19 protein-coding genes and 2 pseudogenes are annotated in these 25,332 nt (G+C 73.1%); 8 read left to right on the forward strand and 13 right to left on the reverse strand.

Annotated elements, in window-relative coordinates:
* Nucleotides 1-20: 20 nt before the first annotated feature.
* From ABZ725_RS06575 to ABZ725_RS06590, 4 genes and pseudogenes are all read right to left on the reverse strand, one after another.
* Entirely contained in the window at nt 21-308 is a 288-nt protein-coding gene (locus ABZ725_RS06575; RefSeq protein ID WP_358801635.1) for a YkvA family protein, read from the reverse strand.
* A gap of 262 nt (nt 309-570) precedes the next feature.
* Entirely contained in the window at nt 571-1,785 is a 1,215-nt protein-coding gene (locus tag ABZ725_RS06580) for a hypothetical protein (protein ID WP_358802057.1), read from the reverse strand.
* Nucleotides 1,786-2,175: 390 nt separating this feature from the next.
* A pseudogene (locus tag ABZ725_RS06585) lies at nt 2,176-2,277 on the reverse strand (GntR family transcriptional regulator); the annotation flags it as partial.
* A gap of 25 nt (nt 2,278-2,302) precedes the next feature.
* Entirely contained in the window at nt 2,303-3,016 is a 714-nt protein-coding gene (locus ABZ725_RS06590) for a hypothetical protein (RefSeq protein WP_358801636.1), read from the reverse strand.
* 211 nt (nt 3,017-3,227) lie between these two features.
* On the opposite strand from ABZ725_RS06590, the gene ABZ725_RS06595 reads away from it, so the two are divergent.
* Nucleotides 3,228-3,716 (forward strand): roadblock/LC7 domain-containing protein, encoded by a 489-nt coding sequence (locus tag ABZ725_RS06595; RefSeq protein WP_351911569.1) that lies wholly within the window; start codon nt 3,228-3,230, stop codon nt 3,714-3,716.
* Nucleotides 3,717-3,744: 28 nt separating this feature from the next.
* Here ABZ725_RS06595 and ABZ725_RS06600 read toward each other — a convergent pair whose 3' ends face one another.
* Nucleotides 3,745-4,263, reverse strand: a complete 519-nt coding sequence (locus ABZ725_RS06600) for a hypothetical protein (protein ID WP_358802058.1) — start codon at nt 4,261-4,263, stop codon at nt 3,745-3,747.
* 212 nt (nt 4,264-4,475) lie between these two features.
* On the opposite strand from ABZ725_RS06600, the gene ABZ725_RS06605 reads away from it, so the two are divergent.
* Complete coding sequence (locus ABZ725_RS06605; RefSeq protein ID WP_358801637.1) at nt 4,476-6,173, forward strand: serine/threonine-protein kinase; 1,698 nt, start codon at nt 4,476-4,478, stop codon at nt 6,171-6,173.
* A gap of 18 nt (nt 6,174-6,191) precedes the next feature.
* Here ABZ725_RS06605 and ABZ725_RS06610 read toward each other — a convergent pair whose 3' ends face one another.
* The 6 genes from ABZ725_RS06610 to ABZ725_RS06635 form a co-directional block, all read right to left on the reverse strand.
* A complete protein-coding gene (locus tag ABZ725_RS06610; RefSeq protein ID WP_358801638.1) occupies nt 6,192-7,784 on the reverse strand; it encodes a serine hydrolase in 1,593 nt (530 codons plus the stop codon).
* Between the two features lie 114 nt (nt 7,785-7,898).
* Nucleotides 7,899-8,864, reverse strand: coding sequence for a DUF1152 domain-containing protein (locus ABZ725_RS06615; protein ID WP_358801639.1), 966 nt, complete (start codon nt 8,862-8,864; stop codon nt 7,899-7,901).
* A gap of 64 nt (nt 8,865-8,928) precedes the next feature.
* Complete coding sequence (locus ABZ725_RS06620) at nt 8,929-10,293, reverse strand: FAD-dependent oxidoreductase (RefSeq protein ID WP_358801640.1); 1,365 nt, start codon at nt 10,291-10,293, stop codon at nt 8,929-8,931.
* Nucleotides 10,294-10,460: 167 nt separating this feature from the next.
* The gene (locus ABZ725_RS06625) at nt 10,461-13,157 is read right to left on the reverse strand and encodes a SpoIIE family protein phosphatase (RefSeq protein WP_358801641.1); all 2,697 of its coding nucleotides are present in this window, start codon (nt 13,155-13,157) and stop codon (nt 10,461-10,463) included.
* An 81-nt stretch (nt 13,158-13,238) separates the two neighbouring features.
* Nucleotides 13,239-15,785, reverse strand: coding sequence for a SpoIIE family protein phosphatase (locus ABZ725_RS06630; protein WP_358801642.1), 2,547 nt, complete (start codon nt 15,783-15,785; stop codon nt 13,239-13,241).
* A gap of 103 nt (nt 15,786-15,888) precedes the next feature.
* Nucleotides 15,889-16,530 (reverse strand): lipoprotein, encoded by a 642-nt coding sequence (locus tag ABZ725_RS06635; RefSeq protein WP_358801643.1) that lies wholly within the window; start codon nt 16,528-16,530, stop codon nt 15,889-15,891.
* A gap of 228 nt (nt 16,531-16,758) precedes the next feature.
* Here ABZ725_RS06635 and ABZ725_RS06640 point away from each other — a divergent pair.
* Nucleotides 16,759-16,936, forward strand: a pseudogene (locus ABZ725_RS06640) (phospholipase); the annotation flags it as partial.
* A gap of 130 nt (nt 16,937-17,066) precedes the next feature.
* Here ABZ725_RS06640 and ABZ725_RS06645 read toward each other — a convergent pair.
* Nucleotides 17,067-17,504, reverse strand: coding sequence for a cupin domain-containing protein (locus ABZ725_RS06645; RefSeq protein WP_358801644.1), 438 nt, complete (start codon nt 17,502-17,504; stop codon nt 17,067-17,069).
* A gap of 328 nt (nt 17,505-17,832) precedes the next feature.
* On the opposite strand from ABZ725_RS06645, the gene ABZ725_RS06650 reads away from it, so the two are divergent.
* The 5 genes from ABZ725_RS06650 to ABZ725_RS06670 all read left to right on the forward strand — a co-directional run bounded on the left by ABZ725_RS06650 (nt 17,833) and on the right by ABZ725_RS06670 (nt 24,635).
* On the forward strand, nt 17,833-18,534 hold the full coding sequence (locus ABZ725_RS06650; protein WP_358802059.1) for a hypothetical protein: 702 nt from the start codon (nt 17,833-17,835) through the stop codon (nt 18,532-18,534).
* Nucleotides 18,535-18,727: 193 nt separating this feature from the next.
* A complete protein-coding gene (locus tag ABZ725_RS06655) occupies nt 18,728-20,722 on the forward strand; it encodes a DUF1996 domain-containing protein (protein ID WP_358802060.1) in 1,995 nt (664 codons plus the stop codon).
* Between the two features lie 166 nt (nt 20,723-20,888).
* Nucleotides 20,889-22,616, forward strand: a complete 1,728-nt coding sequence (locus tag ABZ725_RS06660) for a hypothetical protein (protein WP_358801645.1) — start codon at nt 20,889-20,891, stop codon at nt 22,614-22,616.
* Between the two features lie 149 nt (nt 22,617-22,765).
* Entirely contained in the window at nt 22,766-24,067 is a 1,302-nt protein-coding gene (locus ABZ725_RS06665) for a diacylglycerol kinase family protein (RefSeq protein WP_358802061.1), read from the forward strand.
* Nucleotides 24,060-24,635, forward strand: coding sequence for a phosphatase PAP2 family protein (locus ABZ725_RS06670; RefSeq protein WP_358801646.1), 576 nt, complete (start codon nt 24,060-24,062; stop codon nt 24,633-24,635). The genes ABZ725_RS06665 and ABZ725_RS06670 overlap by 8 nt, the downstream gene beginning before the upstream one ends.
* Nucleotides 24,636-24,642: 7 nt before the next feature.
* Here ABZ725_RS06670 and ABZ725_RS06675 read toward each other — a convergent pair whose 3' ends face one another.
* Nucleotides 24,643-25,278: a class I SAM-dependent methyltransferase gene (locus ABZ725_RS06675; RefSeq protein WP_358801647.1), complete on the reverse strand. Its 636-nt coding sequence runs from the start codon at nt 25,276-25,278 to the stop codon at nt 24,643-24,645.
* Between the last annotated feature and the right edge of the window lie 54 nt (nt 25,279-25,332).

A 25,332-nucleotide genomic window follows, 5' to 3' on the forward strand; every position in this document is an offset into this window, starting at 1 on the left:
GAAATCGGCTTCGGAGAACGTCAGTCGGGGGCCTGGGTCGGGGCGTTCTCAGGTGCTCGGCGCAGCGAACGCAGGGCCAGCAGGAGGACGCCGATGTCGTCCAGGTAGACGGGGTCGGGCAGCGCGTCGGCCGGAAGCACGAAGTACGCGACCGCCCCCCAGAACACCCAGCGCGGGCCGGTGGGCAGTCCCGCCCGTCTGAGGCCCCGGCGGGCCCGGACCAGACGCACCAGCACCGCGGCGGCCACGGCGAACAGGACGGCGGCGATCACCACCGCGACGACTACGAGCTTGGTTGGCGCATCCACGGGCCCTCCCATATGGTCCGTCGCGCGGCGTCTGCTCTGTTTGTCTCTCTGACGATTTCCCCGCTTCGGGGTTCCGAATTCCCGTTTCCGGCGGAATTACCGCATCGGAGGCGTCACACCCGGGATCTCACACGGGTGCCGCGTCCGAGTGGCGGAGCGCGCCGGACCGACGTCGGCCGGGCAGGCGTCGGCAGCGGGTCGGCGGGCCTTCGGCGGGCCCGCCGGCCCCGGCCCCGTCCGGGGCGGCTGCCCGCCGGGGGTTCTACCGTTCGGTCGCCCTCGGCTCGTCGGCGCCGGTTCCGGCGTCCGAGACGGCGTCCGAGGCGGAGCCCGCGGGCTCCGGTGGGTCGGCCGGCGGGGCGGCGGAGGACGCCGTCGACGCCGGGCGCAGGCCCATGGTCGTCTCCTTGAGCCGCTCCAGGGTCCGGCCCAACTGCTGGAAGGGCGAACCGCTCTTCCTGGCCGGCGCCTGCCGGAACTCACCCGCCTCGGCGGCCGCCTCCCGGTAAGCGGCCAGCGCCTCGTGGGCGTGCTCGGCGGCCTCCCGGTACAGGTCCCGGGACTCCGTCATCGCCTCCAGCGCCTCCTTGTACATCACCACCAGCCTGCGCTCGCGCGCCAGCTCCTCCTCCAGGGTCAGCAGCTGCCACTGCTCGCGCAGTTCGGTGAGCGCGGCCTCGGCGCCCTCCGGCAGCGGCCTGGGCAGGGCGGCGAAGCGCCGCACCGCGTCCAGCAGTTCGGTGGGATGCGTGCCGTCCAGGAACACACTGCGCACCGAGAAGTCGGCGACGTCGTAGTCGGCCGGAGCCGGAGCGCCGGGCAGCACCAGCGCACCGCCGCGCGGCACCTCCACCCCGGACTCCTTGAGAGCCCAGTTCACGGTGCGCAGCTGGTGCGGGGCCGCCCGGTGCTCGACGACCCGGTGCTGCAGGCCGGGCGGCAGCAGCGGGACCAGCGACCGCCGGCCCCGCTCGTCCGGCGTCATGGCCTCGTGGACGACGACATGGACGGTCCAGGCGTCGCGCAGGGCGTTGCGGAGCGTGCGCCGCAGCTCCTTCTCGTCCGCGGGGAGCGGGTTGGTGCGCAGATAGCGCTCACCGGTGACGGTCTCGTGCCCCCACGCGGCGTCCGCCTCCCAGGGCCAGAACATGCCGGCGGGCGACGGCCAGCGCAGATCCCACGGCTGCTCCGCCTCCGCCGTCAGCGTCCATTCCTGGCCCTGGCCCGACCACTCGGCGAGGGTGAGCCGGGCGCGGACGGTCACGTCGTCCGCCACCAGCCACCGGGCTTCGAAGGCCGTCGCCCCCTCGGGGGTGTCGGCGTCGGGCAGCTCCATGAAGTCCTGGACGGTCTCGGCGACCTTGAGGGCCTGGAGGTTCTTGCGCAGGACGTCCGGCGCGGTGGGGCCGGTGTGGCGGCCACGGGACTGCCACACCGTGGCGGGAGCCGTGGACGGAACGGTCGCGGAGATGTGCATGAGTCCATTCGTGAGGGCGGCGACGACATGGCGGCGAGGTACGCATGCCAGTATCGCGCGCCGCGAGGCGTGGGCGATCAAGCGGGTCGGCGGCGCGGGCGCCGAAGGAGCCCGTCGAGGTGCGCCTTCCCCGATGTGAGGCCCGCCACGCGTCCGGATCCCCGGGATCGCGTACGGGTGTGCGTCGCCCGTACGGGGTGCGCGCCGTTCACCACGGTCGGCGGTCCCGCACCCATGGGCCCGCCGGGCTCCGGGATCCGAGAATCGGACCCGGCGGACAGGGCTCGCCCACCATCCGCGTCGGGGCGGGCCCTGTCCGCGTGCGGAGGCAGTCGGCAACGGCCCGTACCCCTCGGTCACGACCGACGCAGGCGCCGACCTGCTCCAGGACCGCGCCCGGGACGGCAGTCGCTCGCCGATCGCCCACTCTCCCGGGAGGATCCGTGCGCGCAGCGAGTCGGCTACGGCGAGGTACGGCGCCTCTCGGGGCATGTGCGACTCTCCGGGGGCTCTGTCCTCACGGTTGCGTGTAGGCCCGCACGCAGTACTCCAGAGCGCCGAGGATGGTGCTGCCGAGCGAGTTCTCCCTCACCACGGTGTCGTCCGTACGCGGACACCTGCCGTCCGCATCCGTCATGTCGACGACCTTGCCGTCGGGGACGACCTCCCCTTCGCAGGGGACCTCCTCGTACTTCTCTCCCGTGTCCGAGGCCTCCACGCAGTCGCCGATGTCGATGTCCATGCCGCCGCCGCCCGGTTCGCCTGGGTGCGGGGCCCTGAGGTTGCGCACACAGGCGTAGCCCACACCGCTCGCGTACTTGACGTAGTCGCGCGAGCCGGCGATCTCCCATCCGGGTTCGCCGGTGATGCCCAGCACGTCGTCCGTGGCGTCGGGGCAGTCGGCGTAGGAGCCCATCCCTATTTCCTCCTCGACGCGCTTGAGGACCTTGCCGATGGCGTCCGGGTCTTCGCAGGGCATCTCCACGACCTGCCCTTGCTGGTCACCCGTCGGGGGCCCGTAGCAGTCGTCCTTGGCCATCAGCACGTTGTCGTCGCCGTCGTAGTACGGGGACTCGGACGGGCTCGGGCTGCTCGAGGCATCGGGCGCCGACTGCGTCGATGTGACGCCTGCCGCGTCCTCGCCATCGCCGTCGTCGCCGTTCGAGCAGGCGGCCGTCAGCGTCAGCACACCCAGCAGGACGGCGACCCGTATACCGCGCCCGTATCGCATCTCGTGGCCCCCCGGCCTCGGTGATGCGGCCAGCATGAGACGTCCGCAGCGGTCACGCAACCCTCAACTCGCCTTGTGCGGCAGGTGTGTTGAGATCGCGATGCGCTGTGCAGCATGTTCCTTTGGAAAATGCCAAAGTCATGGATTCCGGCCGCTGTTTTCCGTAGCCTCAGCGTCGGAGGCACGACAACGCGCCGAAGGGACACCGGTCATGGCCGTCGAGGCCGAGGTTCTGCACGAACTGCACCGGCTGCGCGCCCGTATGCCGCAGCTGACGGGGGCGTTGGCGGCCAGCGTGGACGGTCTCGTCCTCGCCCAGGACATGCCGGACGTACAGCCGGAGGGGCTGGCCGCGCTCACCGCGGCGGCGCTCGGCGTCGGCAGCCGCATGGTCGACCTCGCGGCCCGCGGCGAGTTCCGCGAACTGCTGGTGCGCGGAGCCGACGGCTACCTGGCGACGTACGCGGCCGGACCGAGCGCCGTTCTGACGCTGCTCGCCGACGACCGGGCCAACGTCGGACGGCTGCACCTGGAGGGGCGGCGCAGCGGCGCGCGCATCGCCGAACTGGTGGCGGCCGCCCGGTTCACGGACGACCGGCCCGTCATCGCAGACGGCGAGCCCACCCCGCCGCCGGCCCGCGAACGACTGCTCGGCGCCCTGCCCATCCGGATCCCGCCGCAGTCCCGGCGCGAGCGCTGAACCAGCGACCTCAGTCGTCCGGCGCCCGTCACGCCGCGCCGTCCTCCGCTTTCGCCGAGGGCGCGCTGAAGCCGCCGGGGACGAGGCGCGGCGGTCCCACGGCCGGGGGCCTCGCCTCCGCGTCCCGAGCCGCCTGCGCGATCCGGGGTCGCGGCGGAGCAGGCCGGCTCAGCACGCGCGCGTGAGGCAGCGACGCGGCGCACGCCGAGCAGACTTCGCTGAGCGTCCACACCTGGCCGACCGCCGGGTCGTGCCGCAGGACGAGGACGACCGCGCCCGCACAGGCCACGCGGGCGCCCTCGTGCAGCGCGCACCGCTGGCGGCGGCACCAGCAGGCGGCGTCGTGATGCACCGCAGCCGCCTTGGCGTGCGCGGCCGCATGGGCCACCGCGAAGCGGCGCAGGGCCGGCAGGTCCCGCGAGCGCGGCGGCATCGCGCACGCCGAGGAGCAGGTGACCGAGGCGGTGCGGTCCCGGTGCCCGACCACACGGATCGTCCAGCAGCGGCCCGGGCGGCGGGCCGAGGGCGAGGGGGCGTCAGGGTGCATAAGAGCCAAAGCACTTGTCCTTCGTGGGCAGAGGGGAGGGCGGTGAGCGAGCGGGGGTGCGAGTGGGGAGCGGTCCGGGTTCCGGCACGGCCCGGTACGGCCCACCGGATGTGACCTCGTTCACAGCATGCCCGTGGCCCCGCGGACCATTCGCGGTGTGCCCCCTCTGGCCGACACACCGACTGTCGGTCGGTACCCCTAAGCTCCCTCCCATGAGCACAGGGGGACCCCACAGACGCGTCGTCGACGGCCGCTTCGAACTGGTGAAGCGACTCGGCGGCGGAGGCATGGGCCTGGTGTGGCGGGCCCGCGATCTGGCCCTGCACCGGGACGTGGCCGTGAAGGAGGTGCGGCCCCCGGATCCGGACCTGGCCGAATACGACCCCGAGGGCGCCCGCACACTGCGCGAGCGCGTCCTGCGGGAGGCCCGCGCGCTGGCCCGCGTCCACCACCCCAACGTCGTCACCATCCATCACATCGTCGACGGCGGCGAGCACACGTATCCGTGGATCGTGATGGAGCTGGTCGAGGGCGGCTCGCTCCAGGACCGGCTCCAGCAGGGCCCGATGACTCCGCTCGAGGCCGCACGGCTGGGGCGCGAGGTGCTGTCCGCGCTGCGCGCCGCGCACGCCGTCGGCATCGAACACCGCGATGTGAAACCCGCCAACGTCCTGCTGCGCCCCGACGGGCGGCCCGTGCTCACCGACTTCGGCATCGCCGCGATCCGGGAGTCCGCCAGTCTCACCGCCACCGGCGCCGTCATCGGCTCGCCCGACTTCATGGCCCCGGAACGGGTCAGGGGCAAGGAGGGCGGTCCCGCCGCCGACCTCTGGTCGCTGGCGATGCTGCTGTACGTCGCCGTGGAGGGCCACCATCCGCTGCGCCGGGAGAGCACGCTCGCCACGCTGGCCGCCGTGCTCGGCGAGGACGTTCCCGCGCCGCGCCGCGCGGGGCCGCTGACCGGCGTCCTGACGGCACTGCTCGTCCGGGACCCGCAGGCCCGCCCCGACGCGGCGGAGGTCGACCGGATGCTCACGGCCGTGATCGACGGCGCACCGCAGCCGCAGCCGCAGCCGCAGTCGTCGACGCCTGCGACCGCCGGACCCGCCTCGACGCCGACCTCCTACCCGCTCTCCCCGCCCGCGGCGGCGGCTGTCGCCGATGTGACGCCCGCCCCGCACCCCTACCTCACCACCGCCCCGAACGCCGGCGCCCCGGCACGAGCGCGCCGGGCCCGGGTCCTGGCCGTCACCGGAGCCGTCGTCGCCACCGCCCTGACGGGCACCCTGGCCTGGTCGCTGCTCTCGCAGACGAAGACCGACGACAAGAGCAGCGGCAGCGGTGGCGCGGCGACGGCGAGCGCCTCGGTCTCGCCGAGCGTGAAGCAGACCGCCGGCTCGTCCGGCTCGTCCGGCTCGTCCGGGGCCTCCTCCGACGGCGTCTCCGCGGAGAAGGTCGACCTGCTCAACGCGGACGGCGTCAAGACGGCCGTCGCGAAGCTGACCGCCGCCATGGGAAGTACGAAGGTCACCAGCTTCACCGTGTACGGGGAGTACGCCATGGCCAACGCCCCGGTCCCCGGCCACCCGAAGCTCTACGACCGGTACACCTACCGGGGCGGGGACGTCGCGGTGAAGGACGGAGCGGGCGGCACGATCATGCGGGGAGCGGTCCCCGTCGACCTCGGCGTCTACGACTGGGACGCCGTGCCCGCGCTGCTGGCCAAGGCCGACAGCAGCCTCAACATCGCGGAGCCCACGACCCGCTATCTGTCGATCAGCCCCGCCTCCACTGTCTTCGACAGCGATCCGTCGATGAGCGTCTACCTGTCCGACGACTACGGCAGCGCCTGGATCGAGGCCGATGTGCACGGTCGGGTGATAGAGACCCACCCCCGCGACGACGGCTGAGCGCGACCGGCGGCCCGGTCAGCCACGGGTGAAGGTGCCGAGTCCGTTCTCGTCGAAGGCCTCCACTGTCACCCGTGTCGCCTTGCCGTCCCGGTCGCCCCGGAAGGTGACGCCGGACAGCCCGACGGCGTTCTCGCCGACGGTCGCGAAGCTGAAGATGTCCCCGTCGTAGTGGGTCAGCCGGAACGTCGTCGGCTTCGGGCCCAGCCGCATGGTCAGTTCGCCGCCCGACACGGAGACCGTCAGCGGACCGTAGTAGCCGTTGGCGTACCTCCCGGTGTAGGCGGCGTCGGGGCGGGCCGCGGCCGCGTCGGCGGGCGGCTCGGAGTAGTCGGTGGGCGAGCGCTCCGCCTCCTCCTGCTGCGCGTAGATCTTCCCGATCAGGTCGAGCCAGTCGGTCGTGGGCTTCCCGTGCTCGGCGGTGTCGAAGAAGTTCTGCGCGATGGAGTCGGCGAGACCGACGGGCTTGCCGTTGGTGAGGACCACGATGCCCAGTTCCTCGCCGGGGAGCATCGTGACGTTGGTGTTCGCGCCGAGCGCGAAGGCGCCCGAGTGGCTCAGGCGCAGCCGGCCGAGGTCGTCGTAGCTCACGTTCCAGCCGAGGCCGTAGAAGCCGGTGCGGCCCGCGGGCGCCGGCGGGGGCTGGGAGACGATCGCGGGGACGTGGGTGTGTTCGAGCTGCTCGGCCGGGATGATCTGCTCGCCGTCGAGCTTGCCGTTCGCCAGTTGCAGGCGCAGCCAGCGGGACATGTCACGGGCGGTGGAGCTGGCGCCGCCCGCCGGGGCCTGGGCGTCGGCGTCGCGCACGTACTGGGCCTTCCAGGTGCCGTCGGGGGCCTGGACGTGCACGTCGGCGCGGTTCTTCGCGGCCTGGTAGTCGGCGAAGAGGTAGCTGGTGGAGTCCATTGCGGCGGGCTTGTAGAGGGTGTCCTCGGCGAGCTTCTCCCAGGTGGTGCCCGCGGCGTCGGCGACCGCCTGCCCGGCCGCCGTCGGCCCGTAGTTGGTGTAGGCGTACGAGGCGCGGAACGGGGTCAGCGGCTCGTACCGCAGGTGGTTCAGGATGTAGGTGCGGTCGTAGCCGAGGTCCTCCAGCAGGTCGCCCGCGTGGTCGGGCAGGCCGCTGCGGTGGGAGAGCAGGTCGGCCACCGTCACCTGCCGGGTGACCCAGGGGTCCTTGAGGGCGAAGCCGGGCAGCCGGCCGGCCACGGGGTCGTCCCAGTCGATGGTCTTGTCGCCCACCGATCCGGCGATGACGGTCGACGTCAACGGCTTGGACAGCGACGCGAGCTCGAACACCGTGTCCGGGTCGATCTGCGCGGACCGCCCCGCGTGCCGGACGCCGAAGCCCTTCAGATGGACGACCTTGTCCTTGTACACGACGCCGACCGCGACCCCGGGCACGCCCGTGCGGTCCATCCCGGCCCGCACGATGGAGTCGAGCTTGCCGACGGCCGCGTCCACGTCCGACCGAGTCAGCTGCGGGGGCGGCTGGGGCGGGGGAGCGGCGGCGAGTGCGCCCGGTACGACGAGGAGCGGCGCCAGGGCCAGGGCCGCCGTCCGGAGCTTCCCTCGGCGGTACGGCGTCCCGCGTCGAACACTCATACCGACCATTGAACGCCTCACCGCGAAGGGTGTCCTGCTGAGCGGCGGCCACGCGGTGTGTGGTCGTGCTGACAGTCCGTGCCGGCCGGCCCTGGCACGGCCACGGCAGCCTTCGGCCGCCCTTCAGTGGGGGAAGGCCCGAGGCTGCCGCAGCACGGGCAGCCCGTCCCGGAACTCCTCGATGCGGGTGCTGATCTGACGCATGAGGACGGTGTCCGCCAGGCGGTCCAGGTAGAGGTTGCGGCGGGCCAGTCCCACGGCGTCGACGCAGAAGTACACCGCCATCAGCGGGTTCACGAAGAGCTCGCTGTTCCGGGTCCGCTCGGTGAAGCGCACATCGCCGAAGTCACCGCGCACGGCGGCCGCGACCGAGCCGTTGACGATGCTCGGGCGGCCCGGCGTGGAGGCCTGGGCGTCGGCGACCGCGTCGAGGTAGAGGGCGCCCTCCGTGCTGTCGCGGGGGAGGGAGAACGCGCCGAGGTAGGCGCCCTCGCGGTCCAGTGCGGCCAGGTTCTCCAGGGCGAGGGAGTGGTTCACCCCGTGGTAGGTGTCCACGCCGAAGCCGAGGCAGGCCACCAGCCGTTGCGGGACGTCGTCGAGCCCCTGCACGGCCGCCAGGCTGGCCATGTCCTCCTCGGGCGTCCCCAGACCGTGCTCGTCGCCCCGCATCAGGATGTCCGTGCCGCCGTCCACCAGGACGACGGCGTCCACCCCGCCGAGATGGTCGACGAGCGCCCGGTAGGCGTCCCGCAGCGGCGCCACGCCGGTGCGCGGGAAGGCGTACACCGTGGCGGGGAGGTCGTGCCGGTCGAGCCAGCGGGCCAGGGTGCGCTCGGGGAAGTAGTCGCCGTGGGCGGGGACTTGGGGTTCGACGGCCGCGACGTCCGGCTGCAGCCAGAACTCGGTGGGCAGGCCGTACAGGTCGGCGAAGGAGAGGTTGGCCAGATGGACTTCCTTGCCCGCCGACCGCAGGGCGAGCGCCAGCGGAAGGCCGGCGTACACGTCGAAACCGCCGCCCGCGCCCGCGACGAGCACCCGGCGCGCGTCGCGCAGCCGGGTGAAGAGGGGAGGCTCGTGGAGAGAGAACACCCCGGGAAGCTAACAGGCGGGGGCCCGGTCGGCCGAGGCCTTTCCGAGCCCCCCGGTGCGGCGGTTACGCGCCGCTCTCCCGCAGCATGTCCTCGCGCTCGACGATCTTCACGCGCTCGCGGCCCTGCGGCTCGCCCAGCGCCTTCTCGGCGGCGTCCAGCTTGTACCAGCCCTCCCAGGTGGTGAAGCGGACCTCGCGCTCGGCGAGGAACGCGTCCACGGCCTGCGGCTCGGGCGAAGCCGGCGTCTGCAGACGGCCGTTCGCGTGGTCGTCCAGCAGGTTCGACACCGTCTCGTTGGCGTCGCCCTTGGTGTGGCCGATCAGACCGACCGGGCCGCGCCGGATCCAGCCCGTGACGTACGTGGACTGGAGGTGCTCGCCGCTCTCCTGGATGACCCGGCCGCCCTTGTCCGGGACGGTGCCCGAGTCGAGGTCCCAGGGCAGCTTGGGCAGCTTGTCGGAGAGGTAGCCGACGGCGCGGTAGATCGCCGTGACGTCCCAGTCCTTGAACTCGCCGGTGCCCTTGACGTTGCCGGTGCCGTCCAGCGCGGTGCGCTCGGTGCGCAGGCCCACGACCTTGCCGTCCTCGCCGAGGATCTCGGTGGGCGACTCGAAGAAGTGCAGGAACAATTTGTGCGGGCGGTCGCCGACATCGCGGATCGCCCAGTTCTCCAGCGTCTTGGCGACCATGTCGGCCTGCTTGTTGCCGCGCCGCGTCGCGATGGAGCCGTCGTCGTAGTCGATGTCCTCGGGGTCCACGATGACCTCGATGTTGGGGGAGTGGTCCAGCTCCCGCAGCTCCATCGGCGAGAACTTCGCCTGCGCCGGGCCACGGCGGCCGAAGACGTGGACCTCCAGCGCCTTGTTGGCCTTCAGGCCCTCGTGGACGTTGGCCGGTATCTCCGTCGGCAGCAGTTCGTCCGCCGTCTTGGCCAGGACGCGGGCCACGTCGAGCGCGACGTTGCCGACGCCCAGGACCGCGACCTTCTCGGCGTGCAGCGGCCAGGTGCGCGGCACGTCCGGGTGGCCGTCGTACCAGGAGACGAAGTCCGCGGCGCCGTAGGAGCCGTCGAGGTCGATGCCCGGGATCGTCATCTCGCGGTCGGCCGTCGCGCCGGTCGAGAAGATCACGGCGTCGTAGAAGGCGCGCAGATCGTCCAGGCTGATGTCGGTCGGGTAGTCGACGTTGCCGAAGAGACGGATCTGCGGCTTGTCGAGGACCTGGTGCAGGGCCGTGATGATGCCCTTGATGCGCGGGTGGTCCGGGGCGACGCCGTAGCGGATCAGGCCGAACGGGGCCGGCATGCGCTCGAAGAGGTCGATGGAGACACCGGGCTCGGCGGCCACATCGGACTTGAGCAGCGCGTCGGCGGCGTAGATCCCGGCGGGGCCGGCTCCGACAATGGCTACCCGCAGGGGGCGGGGCATGATCAGGTTCCCTTCGAGTGACGACAGATCGACTCGGGGGAAGCCTAAGCTAAGGCAAGCCTTACCCGGTACGCGGGTCCGGTCTATGAGCTCATAAACATCATTTATGAGTCATTCGGGGGTGGGCGGTCGGTCCGACGGCCCTGCGAAGGCCGGCCCAACGCGCCTCACGGCAGCGGCTGTTCGGCCCAGATGACCTTGCCCGTCGGGGTGTAGCGGGTGCCCCAGCGGTCTGTGAGCTGCGCCACGAGGAACAGGCCGCGCCCGCCTTCGTCGGTCATGGCCGCGTACCGCAGATGCGGCGAGGTGCTGCTGCCGTCGCAGACCTCGCAGATCAGGGTGCGGTCGCGCAGCAGCCGGACGCGCACCGGCGCGCTGCCGTAGCGGATCGCGTTGGTGACCAGCTCGCTCAGGATCAGCTCCGTCGTGAAGGACAGCTCCTCCAGGTCCCAGCGCGCCAGCTGCCGGGCCACCGCCGCCCGCACCTCACCGACCGCGGCCGGATCCACCGGCACCTCCCACTCGGCGACCCGGTCGGCGTCCAGCGCCCGGGTCCGCGCCACGATCAGCGCGATGTCGTCGTTCGGGCGGGGCGGCAGCAGGGCGTCCAGGACGGCCTGGCAGGTCTGTGCGGGCGTGCCGTCGGAGCCCCGCTCCAGGGCGGTGCGCAGCAGCTCCAGGCCGGTGTCGATGTCCCGCTCCCGGTCCTCCACCAGCCCGTCGGTGTACAGCACCAGCGAGCTGCCCTCGGCCAGCTCCAGCTCCACCGTCTCGAACGGCAGCCCGCCCAGCCCGAGCGGCAGCCCGGCGGGCACGTCGGGGTACTCGACCCGGCCGTCGGGGTGGACCAGCGCCGGCGGCGGATGGCCGGCCCGCGCGATCGTGCAGCACCGGGAGACCGGGTCGTAGATGGCGTACAGACAGGTCGCCCCGGAGACGGGCGCGCCCGCGCCGTCGTCCTCCTCGTCCTGGTCGATGCGCGCCACCAACTCGTCCAGCAGCCCCAGGAGTTCCTCGGGGGGCAGGTCCAGTGCGGAGAAGTTGTGGACCGCGGTGCGCAGCCGCCCCATGGTGGCCGCCGCGTGCAGCCCGTGGCCCACCACGTCGCCGACGACCAGGGCGACCCGGGCCCCCGACAGCGGCAGCACGTCGAACCAGTCGCCGCCCACGCCCGCCTGCGCCGGGAGATAGCGGTAGGCGATGTCCAGGGCGTTCTGCGCGGGCAGGCTGCGGGGCAGCAGACTCCGTTGCAGCGTGACGGCCATGCCGTGCTCGCGGGTGAAGCGGCGCGCATTGTCGATGGAGATCGCGGCCCGCGCCACCAGCTCCTCCGCGAGCGTCACCTCGTCCGGGTCGAAGGGGTCGGGCCGCTCCGAACGCCAGAAACTGACCACGCCCAGGATCAGCGACCCGGCCCGCACGGGCACGGTGATCAGCGAGTGGATGCCGAACTCCACGACCTGCTCGGTCCGTTCGAGGTCCTGCGCGCGCCACCCCGGCGACTCGGCGAGGCGGGCCTCCAGGACGGCCCGTTCACCGTGCAGACTGCGGGCCTGCGGGGCGGAGTCCACGAACCGGATCCGCTCGCCCACCACATACAGCGGCGCGCCCTTGCGGATCCCGCTCAGCGCCGTGCGCCGCAGCGCGCCCCGCGCCTCCGGCTCCTCGCCGTCCAGGACGGCGTCGAACAGGTCGACGGTCGCGAAGTCCGCGAACCTCGGCACCGCCAGCTCGGTCAGCTCCTCGGCGGTACGGGCCACGTCCAGGCTCGTCCCGATCCCGACGCCGGCCGCGTACAGCAGGTCGAGGCGCTCGCGAGCCGACTCCGCCCGGCCCGACAGGGCGCGCAGCTCGGTGGAGTCGCGCAGGGTGGCGACGCTGCCGGCCGGTCCGCCCGCCAGGTCGGTGGGCCGCTGGTTGATCGCGAGCAGCCGGTCCCCGACCAGATGCACCTCGTCCGTGACCATCCGTCCCGAGGCCAGCAGCTCGGCGGTGTCCTGGTCGAGGCCCAGGTCGACGACCTGCCGGCGCTCGGCGTCCGGGGGCAGGTCGAGCAGCCGCTGCGCCTCGTCGTTGGCGAGCAGCAGGTCGCCCTCGTCGCCGACGATGATCACGCCTTCCCGCACGGCGTGCAGCACCGCGTCGTGGTGCTCGTACATACGGGTCATCTCGCGCGGTCCGAGACCGTGCGTCTGGCGCAGCAGCCGGCGGCTGACCAGCGCCGTGCTCAGGGTGGCCAGGGCGAGGGCCACCGCTGCGCTGCCGAGGACGAGCGGCAGCTGGCGGTCGGCGGTGCCGCCGACGTGCTCGGTGGTGATGCCGGACGACACCAGCCCGACCACCCGCCCGTCGGAGGCCTTCACCGGCACGACGGCCTGGACCAGCCTGCCGATGGTCCCGTTCACCTCTTCGACCACGACGCCGCCGTCCAGCGCGGGCTGGATGTTCCCGACGAACTTCTTGCCGATGCGGTCCGGCTTGGGGTGGGTGTAGCGGATGCCGTCGGTGTTCATGACGACGATGAAGTCCATGTCCGAGGCCTCGCGGGCGGCCTCGGCCCGGGGCTGCAGGATCGCCGTCGGATCCGGGCTCGCCAGCGCCGCGACCATGCCCGGCGAGTTGGCGAACGTCTGGGCGACGGCGACGGAGCGGTTACGGGCCTCCTGGGTCGTGTCGTGCCGCACCTGGAGCAGCAGCGCCACCACGGCGGCCACCACCAGCACCAGCACGACGACGACCTGCAGGACGAACACCTGCGCGGCGAGACTGCGCCTGCCCAGCGCGGACTCGGGCGTGCGCCGGCCCCGCTGGCCCCGGGGACGACGGGCCGGCCGGGCATCCGAGCGCCCCAGGAGTCGGACCATGTGCCATGTCTACACTGCCCGGCCGCGTGAGGCGAGAGGCGTCACAGAGCGTCACCGGCCGCGTCGTCGACCTAGGCCGACCTAGCCCTGCCCTCGCCCCGGGGGAGCTGCCTCGCCGTCGCGCCGCGTCGCCAGCAGCAGGGCGATGTCGTCGGGCCGGTCCGCGGTCTGCCGCGCCATCGCGGTGAGCCGGTCCGCGACGTCGCCGAGGGAACGGCCCGGAGAGGTGTCGGCCGCGGCCAGCGCCCCGCGCAGGGCGGTGATGCCCTCGTCGATGTCGTGACCGGGCCGCTCGACCAGCCCGTCCGTGTACAGGGCGAGGATCGCGCCCGGCTCCAGCCGCAGCTCCGTCACCGGGTAGTGGGCGCGCGGGTCCACCCCGAGGACCACCCCGCCGGGCAGCTCCACGATCTGGGTGCGGCCGTCGGGATGGCGCAGCAGCGGCGGCAGATGCCCGGCGCGGGCCGCCCGGGCCACCCCGGTGGCCGGATCCAGCCGGACGTAGCAGCAGCTGGCGAACTGGCCCGGGTCCAGGTCGATGAGGAGGTGGTTCGTGCCGCCCATGACCTCCTGGGGCGGCCGGTCGCCGAGCGCGAACGCCCGCACCGCGCTGCGCAGCTGCCCCATGGTGGCCGCCGCCTGCACCCCGTGGCCCTGGACGTCCCCGATGACCAGGGCCAGCCCGTCCCCGGCCTCCACGACGTCGTACCAGTCGCCGCCCACGTCCATGCCCTTGGTGCCCGGCAGATAGCGGCCGACGGTCTCCACGCGCGGGTGCTGCGACAGCCGCCTGGGCAGGAGGGCCTGCTGCAGCCCGCGCGCGAGGGCGGCCTCGGTGTCGTAGCGCTGGGCCTTCTCCAGCGCGTGGGCGATCAGCCCGGCGAGCGCGGTCAGCACCGTGCGTTCCTCGGTGCTGAAGCTGCGCGGACCGTCGAAGCCGAGGATGCACGAGCCGACCGGGCGGCCCGAGGCGATCAGCGGGAGGAAGGCGCGGGCGCCCACCGGGGCGTCGAGCTCGATGCCCGGATAGGCGGCCGACAGCTTCTGCATCGAGTCGAAGAAGAGCGGCCGTCCCGTGGTGAGCGTCTCCACGCCGGGCAGCCGGGCGTCCAGCCCGACCCCTTCGAAGGGGGCCAGGAAGCCCTCGGGGAAGCCGGACTCCCACGCCAGGTACAGATGCCGCTCGTGGAGCAGGTAGATGGCCAGCATGCGGCCGCCGAACGCGGGCAGCAGCTCCTGCATGACCACCGCCGACACCTGCCGGGCGGTCACCGCCTCCGTCAGCGCGATGGCCAGCACGATGGGCCGGTACAGGGGAGCGGTGGCGGCGCCCGGCGCCGGGACGTCCGTGTCCACCGGCTCGGGGGCCGCTTCGTCCGGCACCCGGTTCGCCGGGACCGCCGTCCAGGTGACGAGATCCGCGCCGGGATACAGGGACATGCGCAGCCAGTCGCCCTCGTACGCTCGAGGGACGGCGGGCCGGTCGGTGACGGCGGGCAGCCGCACATGGAAGTGCGCGGGCTCCGGAGACAGCAGGGCGGCGCGCAGGTGCTCCTCATAGGTGCGCTGGTTCAGCAACGGCACGGCCTCCCACAGCGGCCGGCCGACCAGCCGGTCCAGGGGCACGCCCAGGAGGTGCCCGGCCCGGGGATTGGCGTAGACGACGATCCCCAGCCGGTCGAGGCAGAACACGCCCTCCGGAAGGAGGTCGGCGGCTCCGTCGGCGAAGGAGCCCGGGCCCGGGTCCAGGACCACGCCGACGAGGGCGCGGAGCGGGCCGGGAGCGTCGGCCGGCCCGGGTCCCGCGCCCGTCGCCGCGTCGGCCGCCTCCCACAGTTCCAGCAGCCGCAGCGCGCCCTCGGCGGTGCGCACCTGGATCGGCAGCGGCGGGGGCCGCCCCTGGGCCGTCCGGCGCAGCAGGCCGGGGAGCCGATGGGCGTCCGTCGGCTCGAGAGCCCGGGTGAGGGCGTCCAGCGTGCCGTGGGCGTCGCCCGGGCCCAGTCCGAACAGTGAGTGGGCCCGCTCGTCCACGGTGACGGCGTCGGTCGCCGGGTCCCACGAGAACTGCCCGGCGCGCCCGGGGACCGGTCCCGCGACCGGCGGCCGGACGCACAGCGGCTCGTCGTCCCAGGTGACGGCCTCCCCGTACTCCTCCAGACGCAGCAGGGCCGCGCCCATGGCGTCCGCGACGGCCGTCAGCCGCTCACGCTCCGCCAGGATCTCCGCCGCGTCGGCCGCCGCCGGGCGCAGGACGGTGATCACACCGAACGACCGGCCGTCGGCCACGACGGGCACATAGAGCGAACCGAACTGGAAGGGCAGCCCCGCCGCGAACTGCGGATAGCGGCGCATGCTCTCCGTGGCGTTGGCCAGTACCACCGGGATGCCCGTGCGGTGCACGTCGGCCACCGGGAAGGGCCGGTCCACGTTCAGCCGCCACCAGGGGCGGAACAGCTTCCCGGGCAGCCCCGCCAGGACCGCGAGGCGCAGCAGCCCGGTCGTGCCCGAGCACAGGTAGACGCCGCCGGCGTTGCCGCCCGCCGCCCGCAGCGCGTCCGCCACGACCCCGGTCAGCAGCGCGGGCGACGGTCCGGACGGCTTCCGCTCGTCCTCGGCGCTCCCAGTCATCGGCCCTACCTAGTCCGTGCGCCGCCGCGTGTGCCTCACAGCAAGAATGCGCCACATCTGCCCGGATGTGCATCCGGGCAGACGGCGGAGAGACCCGGGCCGGTCAGGCGGCGGTGGGGCGCAGCGTGCTCTTGGCGAGCTCGTACGCCGGGAGCATCGCGTTGTGCTCGTCGGTGTCCAGACCGCCGAGATGCAGGACGACGGGACCCGCCGAGGTCGTGACGGCGAGGGCGTGCTCCGTCTTCGACTCCTCGAGGACCTTGCTCGTGGTCACGTACTCGACCTCGGCGCCGGTGACGTCGCCCGCCTCGAACGTGTTGTACTTCGCCCCGCTCGCCTCCGGCTCGGCGGCCACGAAGGCCTCCAGCACTGCGCGTGCGTCGGCGTCGCCGGGCTTGCCGGTCCACACCCGGAGGAAGCCGATCTTCCCCGCGGGCTTGGCGTCGATCTCACAGGCCATGGTGACCGGGCCCTGGCGCGCGAACACGTCGACGAGCTCGGCCAGGTCGCCGGCGGCGGCGGTCGCCTCCGCGGTGTCGACGGCCTCGGCCTTCCAGAACTCGGCGATGTCGAAGGTCACCGGAAGCTCGCAGGCGGACCCGGAGGCCCCGACGGACCCGCCCCGCTCGGCGACCTTCGCCGACGCCCCCGACGCCGTGTCCGAGTCGGCGTCCTCGGCCCCGCACCCCGTGACCAGCCCGGTCAACAGGGCTGCCAGCGTCAGCCCCCGCCCGACGTTCCCCACGTTCCCCACCCCAAAGCGCACCGCTGTGTCTCCTCTCGACGCCGGCGCGATGCCGGCGGGGCACTGTAACCGAGGAGGTCATGGCCCTCGTCACCGAGATTTCCGGCGCCCGGACCGGTTGGACCGGTTGCACCGATGCGGAAGAGTGACGCACCGTCAGATCTGGGCCCGACCGGGAACGCATAGCGGCATGAGCCGGACCGCGCCGATCCGAGGGGCACACCGCACATGGCCGAACTGACCCGTCGTAGGCTCCTGGGCTCGGCCGCCGGCGCGCTGGGCGCCGCCGCGGCCCTCGCCCTGCTCCCGCCGAGCGTGCAGCGTGCGGCGGGCCGTCGCGGCCGGACCGCCGCGCCGCGGCTCGCTCGCCGACGTCGAGCACGTCGTCCTGCTGCTGCCCGACGACGCGATGGAGCTGCTGCGGAAGGCGCAGACGGAGGTCGCCACCCTGCCCAAGCCCACCCTGCCGGGCGCCGAGCAGACGTTCCCGGCCCAGGAGGCGGGTCGCCGACCGCAACGCTGATCTCCGGCTCCGGTCAGCCGTACGCGAGTGCCTCGGGGGGTTCTGCGCGCGTAGACAACGCACTGCCCTGCGGGAGGAAGAACAGGGCGCAGATGTGCAGGGGCTCCGGCTCCCGGTTCTCCGCCCTGTGCACACCCTGCGGTCCCACCGGCTCGACGATGCACCCGCCGGCCGGCGTCACGCACTCGGAGCCGTCCGCCAGGGTCCGGGTCAGCACACCGGCCGTCACCACGGCGACGACCCGGCCCTCGTGGTAGTGCCAGGGCAGCGAACCGCCCGGCGCAATCGCATAGTTCGCCACCGCGACCCGGGTGCCCTCGGGCACGGCCAGGGCGAGTTCTTCGGTGAGGACGCCGTCGGCGAGCAGGGTCGGCACGGGTTCGACGGTGGTCGGTCCCGCCGTGCGACGTAACCCGGCCGGGGTCATGTTCCGCTGGTCAGTGCGTTCCACAGAAGTGACATTAACCCACTTGAGTTACAGCGGCGTGACCGGGAGTCAGCAGGCGCGCGGTGCCCGTCGGCAGGTCGGGCCGCGCGACGGCGAGGCACATGTGAGGTAGACGGCTTGCGGGACGGATGATCCTGCCGGGCCGTCTTCGCGTCTTCCATGACGTGACTCGCACGAAACATCGTGCGACGAGTGTTTGGGGACGACCTTGAGCATCCTGCGTCCGGAAGTGGAGCGGCCGCACGGCGACCGCGTGGAGAACGAGCCTCGCGACAGCCGCGCCGCGGACCGCCGTGCCGCCGTTGAGCCGCGCCGTGGCGCACCGGCGCGCCTGGCCGCGTTCGTCGGCCGGACGCTGCGGGACGAGTGGAACGGCATCGTCGTCGACCCGCTGCGGCAGCTGCGTCGGCGCGGACCCGGCGCGCTGCTGCTGGCGTTCGTGGCCTGCGCGGGCGTGATCTTCTTCCATGCCATCGCCCAGCACCCCGCGGGCGCGACGGCGGTGCGGATCCTCGGCGGGGTGCAGGGCGACCTGCCCCTGTGGCTGGCCCTGCTGCGCACCCCGGTCTCCCTCTACGTCCCGGCCCTCGACCTGCCGGTGTGGGCCGGCATCACCCAGCTGTTCCTCGCCTTCGCCCTGGCCGAGCTGGCCCTGGGCCGCCGTCGGACCCTGCTGATCGCCTACGCGTCCACCCTGGCCGGCACCCTCACCGTGCGGGTGATGCTGGCGACGGGGCCGGGCCTGTGGGGTCTCGGACTGCCGCCCGAGGTCGGTCAGGTGCTGGACACCGGCCCGTCCGCCGCGGTCGTCGGACTCTTCACCTACCTGTCGGTCGTCCGCCGCGCGCCCATCGTGTTCACGCTCACCGGCGGCTCGATGGTGCTGGAGTCGATCGCCAAGCCCAACCTCGCCGGCCGCGAGCACCTGATCGCGGTGGCCGCCGCCGTCGTCATGGGTCTGCTGCACGAGCGCGCCCGCCGTAAGAGGCAGGTCACGGCCGTTCCGGAGGGGCGGGGTGCGGCGCTTGCCTGAGATGTTGCTATGAATTCGTGGGGCGGTTGAACACTCCCGCCTCCGGCTGCGTATTGGGTCGGGGGATTTCATGGCCGTGGCCGCCGACGACGCGTAGGAGCATTCCTTGGTACAGAACAGGCGCAGACGCCAGACGGGTGGGCGGCGGGCGACCTTCGCCGCGGTCGCCCTGATCCTTGGCGGCGGCGGGCTGATGGCGGCGAACGTCTACGCCTCGGCCACTTCCAACGGCGAGGCGGTGGAGCTGACCGGAGGGGGCTCGGTCACCATCGACTGTCCCGACGTCGGCAACAGCCTCACCAGCGTTCCCGAGGGCGCCAGGCCCGAGGTCGACCGTGAACTCGCGCTCCTGGACGAACAGATAGCCGCCGCCTACCGGCAACTGCAGGACCAGGCGCAGGCGGTGCGGCAGGACCCCGGCTTCGCCGACAACGCGGTGATGAACCCGCTGAAGGAGAAGCGCGGCGCGACGATCGGCCGTATCGCCGAGGCCATCGACCGCGACGGCGACCGCCCGGACGGCGTGGACGCCCTGGCCGCCTGCTCCCTGCGCATCACCGAGGAGCAGAAGCAGCAGGAGCAGGGCGGGCAGCAGGGGCAGGACGCAGGCCAGGAACAGGGCTCGGCTCAGGAGTCCGGTCAGAACGGCCAGCAGGGCAACGGCGGACAGGCCGGCAACGGTCCCGTCGCCGGGGACTACGTCGACATCACGACCGTCGCGGCCACCCAGCAGCTTCCCGACCCCCGCTCGGGTCCCTCCCGCGGCACCTTCGTCACCAGCTGCGGAGTCAACGCCAACGGGCTGTTCAACTCCGACAACGTGATCGTCGCGCCGGGTGTCACCAACGGCGCCCACCACTTCCACGACTACATCGGCAACCAGTCCAACAACGCCTTCGCCTCCGACGACGACCTTGCGAAGGCCGAGACGAGCTGTGTGGACCAGAGCGACAAGTCCACCTACTACTGGCCCGTCCTGCGTCTGCAGAACGGCACCCAGGAGCAGGACGCGAAGAGCCCCGGCGGCGGCATCGAGGGCAACGCGGGCGAGATCGTCACGGCCAAGCAGGTCACGCTGACCTTCGTCGGCAACCCGAGCTCCAAGGTGACCGAGATGCCCCGGCTGCTGCGCATCATCACCGGTGACGCCAAGGCCTTCGTCAACGGCCCGGCCAACGCCAACGCGTCCTGGAGCTGCACCGGGTTCGAGGACCGCCAGCTCAAGGACAAGTACCCGCTCTGCCCGGCCGGCAGCGACGTGGTGCGCACCTTCCGCTTCCAGAGCTGCTGGGACGGCGCCAACATCGACAGCGCCAACCACCGCACCCATGTGGCCTTCGCCGCCCCCGACGGCACCTGCCCGGCCGGCTTCGAGGCCGTTCCGCAGCTGGTGCAGCGCATCGTGTACGACGTCGACGCGCCGAGCCTTCAGGACGGCGGGAAGACCACTCCGCTGTTCGCGGTGGACTCCTTCCCCGAGCAGCTGCACAAGCCGGTCACGGACCACGGCGACTTCATCAACGTCTTCGACGAGAAGCTGATGCGGGAGATGGTCGACTGCATCAACGAGGGCCGCACCTGCGGAGCGGGCGCGGACGACGGCGCGGGCGACGGAGACAACGGCAACGGGGACAACGGCAACGGCGGCGACGGAGACAACGGAGACGGAGACAACGGCGGCGGCAACGGCGACGACAACGGTTCGGACGACGGCGGGCAGCAGCCGTCCCAGAGCCCCGAGGCGCCCGCGAGCGAGCCCGCGACCACCGCACCCGCCACCGCACCCGCGACCACCGACCCCGTCGACACCGAGCCCGACACGGGCGACGACGGCGCCGGCGTCCCCGTCACCGCCGACCCCACCCGCGACACCAAGCCGTCGCCCAAGGCGGCCACCTCGGCGCCCGCCGCCGCGTCGGCGGCAGCGTCGGCCGCTTCGGGCGCTTCGGGCGGCGAGATCGGCGCGCCCGCGACCGCTCCGCCGACCGTGTCCACCCCGGTGTCCACCCCGGCCCAGACCACGCCGCCGGCCGACACGGGCACCGGGACCCTCCCCGGCGGGACCGAACCGCAGGCGGTCCAGGGCGACCTCGCCGAGACGGGAGCGAGCCTGTGGCCCGGCGCTCTCGGCGCCCTGCTGGTGATCGGCGGCTTCGTGGTCCTGCGCCGCAGCACCCGGGGCAACTGAGCTCCGGCCTGAACAGACGACGAGGGGCCCGCCGCACTGCCGGCGGGCCCCTCGCTCGCGCCGCCCCCGCCCCGTACGGGTGCTCCCGCACGCAAGAAACCGTCCCGGTCCCGGAGCACGCGGTATACGTCGCTCGACTCGAACAGCGCGCGACGACGGGAGACCCATGAAAGACAGCAATGACAGCGGGGAGCACACCGGGGAGTACTACGACCTCGGCAGTCACGGGCGGTCCGTGACGACCTCGTCCGCCGAGGCCCAACTGTGGTTCGACCGCGGACTGGTCTGGTCGTACGCCTTCCACCACGAGGAGGCGGTCGTCTGCTTCGAGGCCGCCGTCCGCGCCGACCCCGACTGCGCCTTGGCGCACTGGGGCATCGCCTACGCCCTCGGCCCCAACTACAACAAGCCGTGGGAGTTCTTCGACGAGGAGGACCTGACGACGACCGTCGCCCGCACCCACGCCGCGGTCGAGCTCGCCCACGAGAAGGCCGCGGCCGCCACCCCCGTCGAACGGGCCCTGATCGGCGCGCTGCGCGCCCGCTTCCCGCAGACCCGCCCCGCCGAGGACTGCTCGGTGTGGAACGAGCCCTACGCCGACGCCATGCGGGCCGTCCACGAGCTCGCCCCCGACGATCTCGACGTCGCCGCCCTGTACGCCGACGCCCTGATGAACCTCACCCCCTGGCAGCTGTGGGACCTGCGCACCGGCGAGCCCGCCGAGGGCGCCCGCACCCGGGAGGCGAAGGCGGTGCTCGACCGCGCGCTCGCCGACGCGGCCGCGGCCCGGCACCCCGGCGTCCTGCACTTCTACATCCACCTCATGGAGATGTCGCCCACCCCCGAGGCCGCTCTCCAGGTCGCCGACCGGCTGCGCGGCCTGGTGCCCGACGCCGGTCACCTCCAGCACATGCCCTCGCATCTGGACGTGCTGTGCGGCGACTACCGGCGCGTCGTCACCGACAACACCGCCGCGATCGCCGCCGACGAGAAGTACCGGGCGCGGTCCGGGGCCATGAACTTCTACACGCTGTACCGGTCGCACGACTACCACTTCAAGATCTACGGCGCGATGTTCCTCGGCCAGGCCGGGACCGCCCTGGAGACCGTGGAACGGCTGGAGGCCTCCATCCCGGAGGAACTGCTGCGCGTGCCGAGCCCGCCCATGGCCGACTGGCTGGAGGCCTTCCTCACCATGCGGTTCCATGTGCTGATCCGCTTCGGCCGCTGGCAGGACGTCCTCGATCTGCCGCCGCCCGCCGACCCGGTCCTCTACAGCGTGACCACCGCGATGCTCCACTACGCCCGCGGCGTGGCCCTCTCCGCCACCGGCCGCGTCCCCGAGGCCGAGGCCGAACGCGCCCTGTTCCACGCGGCGGTCGACCGTGTGCCCGAGACCCGCATGCTGTTCAACAACACCTGCCAGGACGTCCTCGCGATCGCGTCCGCGATGCTCGACGGCGAACTGGAGTACCGCAAGGGCAACCACGACCTGGCCTTCGCCGCCCTGGAGCGGTCCATCGCACTGGACGACGCCCTCCCCTACGACGAGCCCTGGGGCTGGATGCAGCCCACCCGGCACGCCTACGGCGCACTGCTGCTGGAACAGGGCCGGATCGCGGAGGCCGAGGCGGTCTACCGCGCCGATCTCGGACTCGACGACACGCTGCCGCGCCCGTCCCAGCACCCCGGCAACGTCTGGTCGCTGCACGGTTTCCACGAGTGCCTGGTCCGGCTGGGCAAGGACGCGGAGGCACGGATCGTGGCCCAGCAGCTCAAGTTCGCGGCCGCGCTGGCCGACGTACCCGTCCGGGCGTCCTGCTTCTGCCGCCTCGACGCCACCGCCGACGGCGCGGGCGAGGTCACATCGGAGTGCTGTGGCATGGACAATTGACGGAGATCGTTGGCGCTGTAGACGCAGGACAGGGAGCTTCGGAGCATGGCGGGCGCACGGTGAACGAGACGGGTAGATCGAAATGGGCGCTGCCGCACCTGCGCCCGGCGCAGCAGGACGCCGTCGCCCGCGCGCGGGGTTGGGCCCGGATCGCGCTGGTGCTGGTCGCCGCCTGCGTCGCGGTGGTCGTGGCGGGCGCCGACTCCGGCGGCTGGCTGATCCTGCTCGCCGGATTCGCCCTGCTCGCCCTGGCCGGCGCGGGCGTCTGGTGGATGCTGGCGCACCGGGGCGGACCCCGACTGGTCGGCGGACTGGTCGCCGTCACCGCGCCCGTGGGCGTGCTGGTGCTGTACGCCACCTCCGGCCTGTGGCCGGTGGCGGTGGGCGCGATCGGGCTGTGGGCGGGCGCCCTGGCCTCGGCCCGGGCCTCGCTGCGCAGCGTGCGCCGTCCCAAGGGCACACACGGCCGCAAGACCCCGCCGCCGCGCCGACCGGTCCTGATCATGAACGTGCGCTCGGGCGGCGGCAAGGTCGTCAAACACGGCCTCGTCGCGCACGCCGAGGCGCTCGGCGCCCGGGTGATCCTGCTCGGCACGGACGACACCTACACCGACCCGGCGGTCGAAGCCCGCCGGGCCGTCGCCGAGGGCGCGGATCTGATCGGCGTCGCGGGCGGCGACGGCACCCAGGCGCTGGTCGCGGCCGTGGCCGCCGAGCACGACGTGCCCTTCCTGGTCGTCGCCGCCGGCACCCGCAACCACTTCGCCATGGACCTCGGCCTCGACCGCACCGATCCCGTGCGCAGTCTGGACGCCCTCACCAACGGCGTCGAACTCCGCGTGGACCTCGGCGACGTCGGCGGCCGGGCCTTCGTCAACACCGTCTCCTTCGGCGCGTACGCGGAGATAGTGCAGAGCCCGGAGTACCGCGACGCCAAGGCAGCCACCGCCCTCGAACACCTGCCCGACCTGCTGCTTGGCGGTTCCGGCCCGACGCTGGACGTCCGCACGGACGACGCCCGGCTGCACGCGCCGCAGGCGCTCCTGGTCAGCAACAACGCCTACGCCCGCGCCGACCCGCTCGGCGGCGGCCGCCGCCCCCGGCTGGACGCCGGACTGCTCGGCGTGATCGGCATCCGGGTCGAGGGCGCGGCCCAGGCCGCGGAACTCGCCCTGCTCGGCGAGCGCGCGGGCAGCATCACCTCGGTGATCTCCCGGAGCGTCGTCGTCGAGGCCGACCGGGAGCGCATAGCGGTGGCCGTCGACGGCGAGGCACTCGAACTGACCACCCCCGTCGTGTGCACGGTACGGCCCGCCGCGCTGCGGGTCCGGGTGCCCCGGCACCGCCCGGGCGCCGCCTATGCGCCCCCCACGGTCGACTGGCGGCGCGTCTTCCGCCTCGCGCTCGGCCATCCCGACCCCCGCACGATCAAGGAGGCCTACGATGTCTGACCGCCGCCCGAAGCTCCCCCCGACCCTGCGCCTGGTCGGTGACCTCGCCACCCTGGACCAGGCGCTGTACGAGGCGGTCAGCGTGACCAGGACGCCGACCCTGGACACCGCGTTGCGCCGGCTGTCCGCCGCCGCCGACCACTCCAAGCTGTCCTTCGCGGTCGCCGCCGCGCTCGCCGTGCGCGGCGGCCGCCAGCGGCGCGCCGCCGCCATGGGCGTCGCGGCCATCGGCATCGCCTCGGCGACCGCCAACCTGCTCGGCAAGCAGCTCGTACGCCGCCCGCGTCCGCACCGCGCCGAGGACTCGCCGTTCCCGGGGCGGCATGTGCCGATGCCGCACTCCGCCTCGTTCCCCTCCGGGCACACCGCCTCGGCCGTCGCCTTCGCGGCCGCCGTCGGCCCGACCCTGCCGGTCACCGCGGTCCCGCTGGGCCTGCTGGCCTGCGCGGTGGGCTACTCGCGGGTCCACACGGGCGTGCACTACCCGGGGGACGTGGTGGCCGGCGCCCTGCTGGGCACGGGCTCGGCGGCACTGGTCCTTGCGCTCGCCGCCCGCAACGAGGGCTGAGCGCCTCCTACTTCCTGCCGCACTGGAGGAAGACCTGCGGCTCGGGCACGGCCTCGGGATGGTCGGGGGTGAACAGCACGTTCTCCTCGGCCAGCACGGTCAGCCCGGCTCCGGTGACCACGTCGACGAGATCCGGGCCGGCGAAGCTCGTGACCCGCACGGGCTGCCCCATGAACACGGCGTCGACGCCCTCCACGTCCAGCGGCACGGTGGCGAGCACGAGACTGCCTCCCGGCCGCAGCGCCCGCGCCAGCCTGCCGATCACCTCGGCCTGCTGCGCCCGCTCCATCTGGAGCAGCGAGAAGTACACGCAGGCTGCGTGCAACGAGCCTTCCTCCAGTGGGAGTTCCCGCACGTCGACGCAGCGGAAGGCGGCCTCGGGCACCTGTCGTGCGGCGAGGTCGACCATCACGGGGGAGATATCGACGCCCAGTACGTCATGGCCGGCGCCCGCCAGGGTCGCGGCCGTCGGCCGCCCGGTCCCGCTGCCGACGTCCAGCACGGAGCTCCGCGGCGCGAGCCGCCCGAGCAGCCACTCCAGGGACCGGTGATGCGCCTCGGAGTGCGCGAACGCCTTCTCGTACACGGGCCCCAGCGCGTCGAACACCCGCGCCGCGCGCTGCCTGTCGTCCTCGCTCGTCAAACCGGCCTCCTCAGTGGGGATCGCATTTTCCGCTACCGTGAGTAACATGGTCAA

It is taken from the genome of Streptomyces sp. NPDC006872, assembly GCF_040635845.1.
GTDB lineage: Bacteria > Actinomycetota > Actinomycetes > Streptomycetales > Streptomycetaceae > Streptomyces.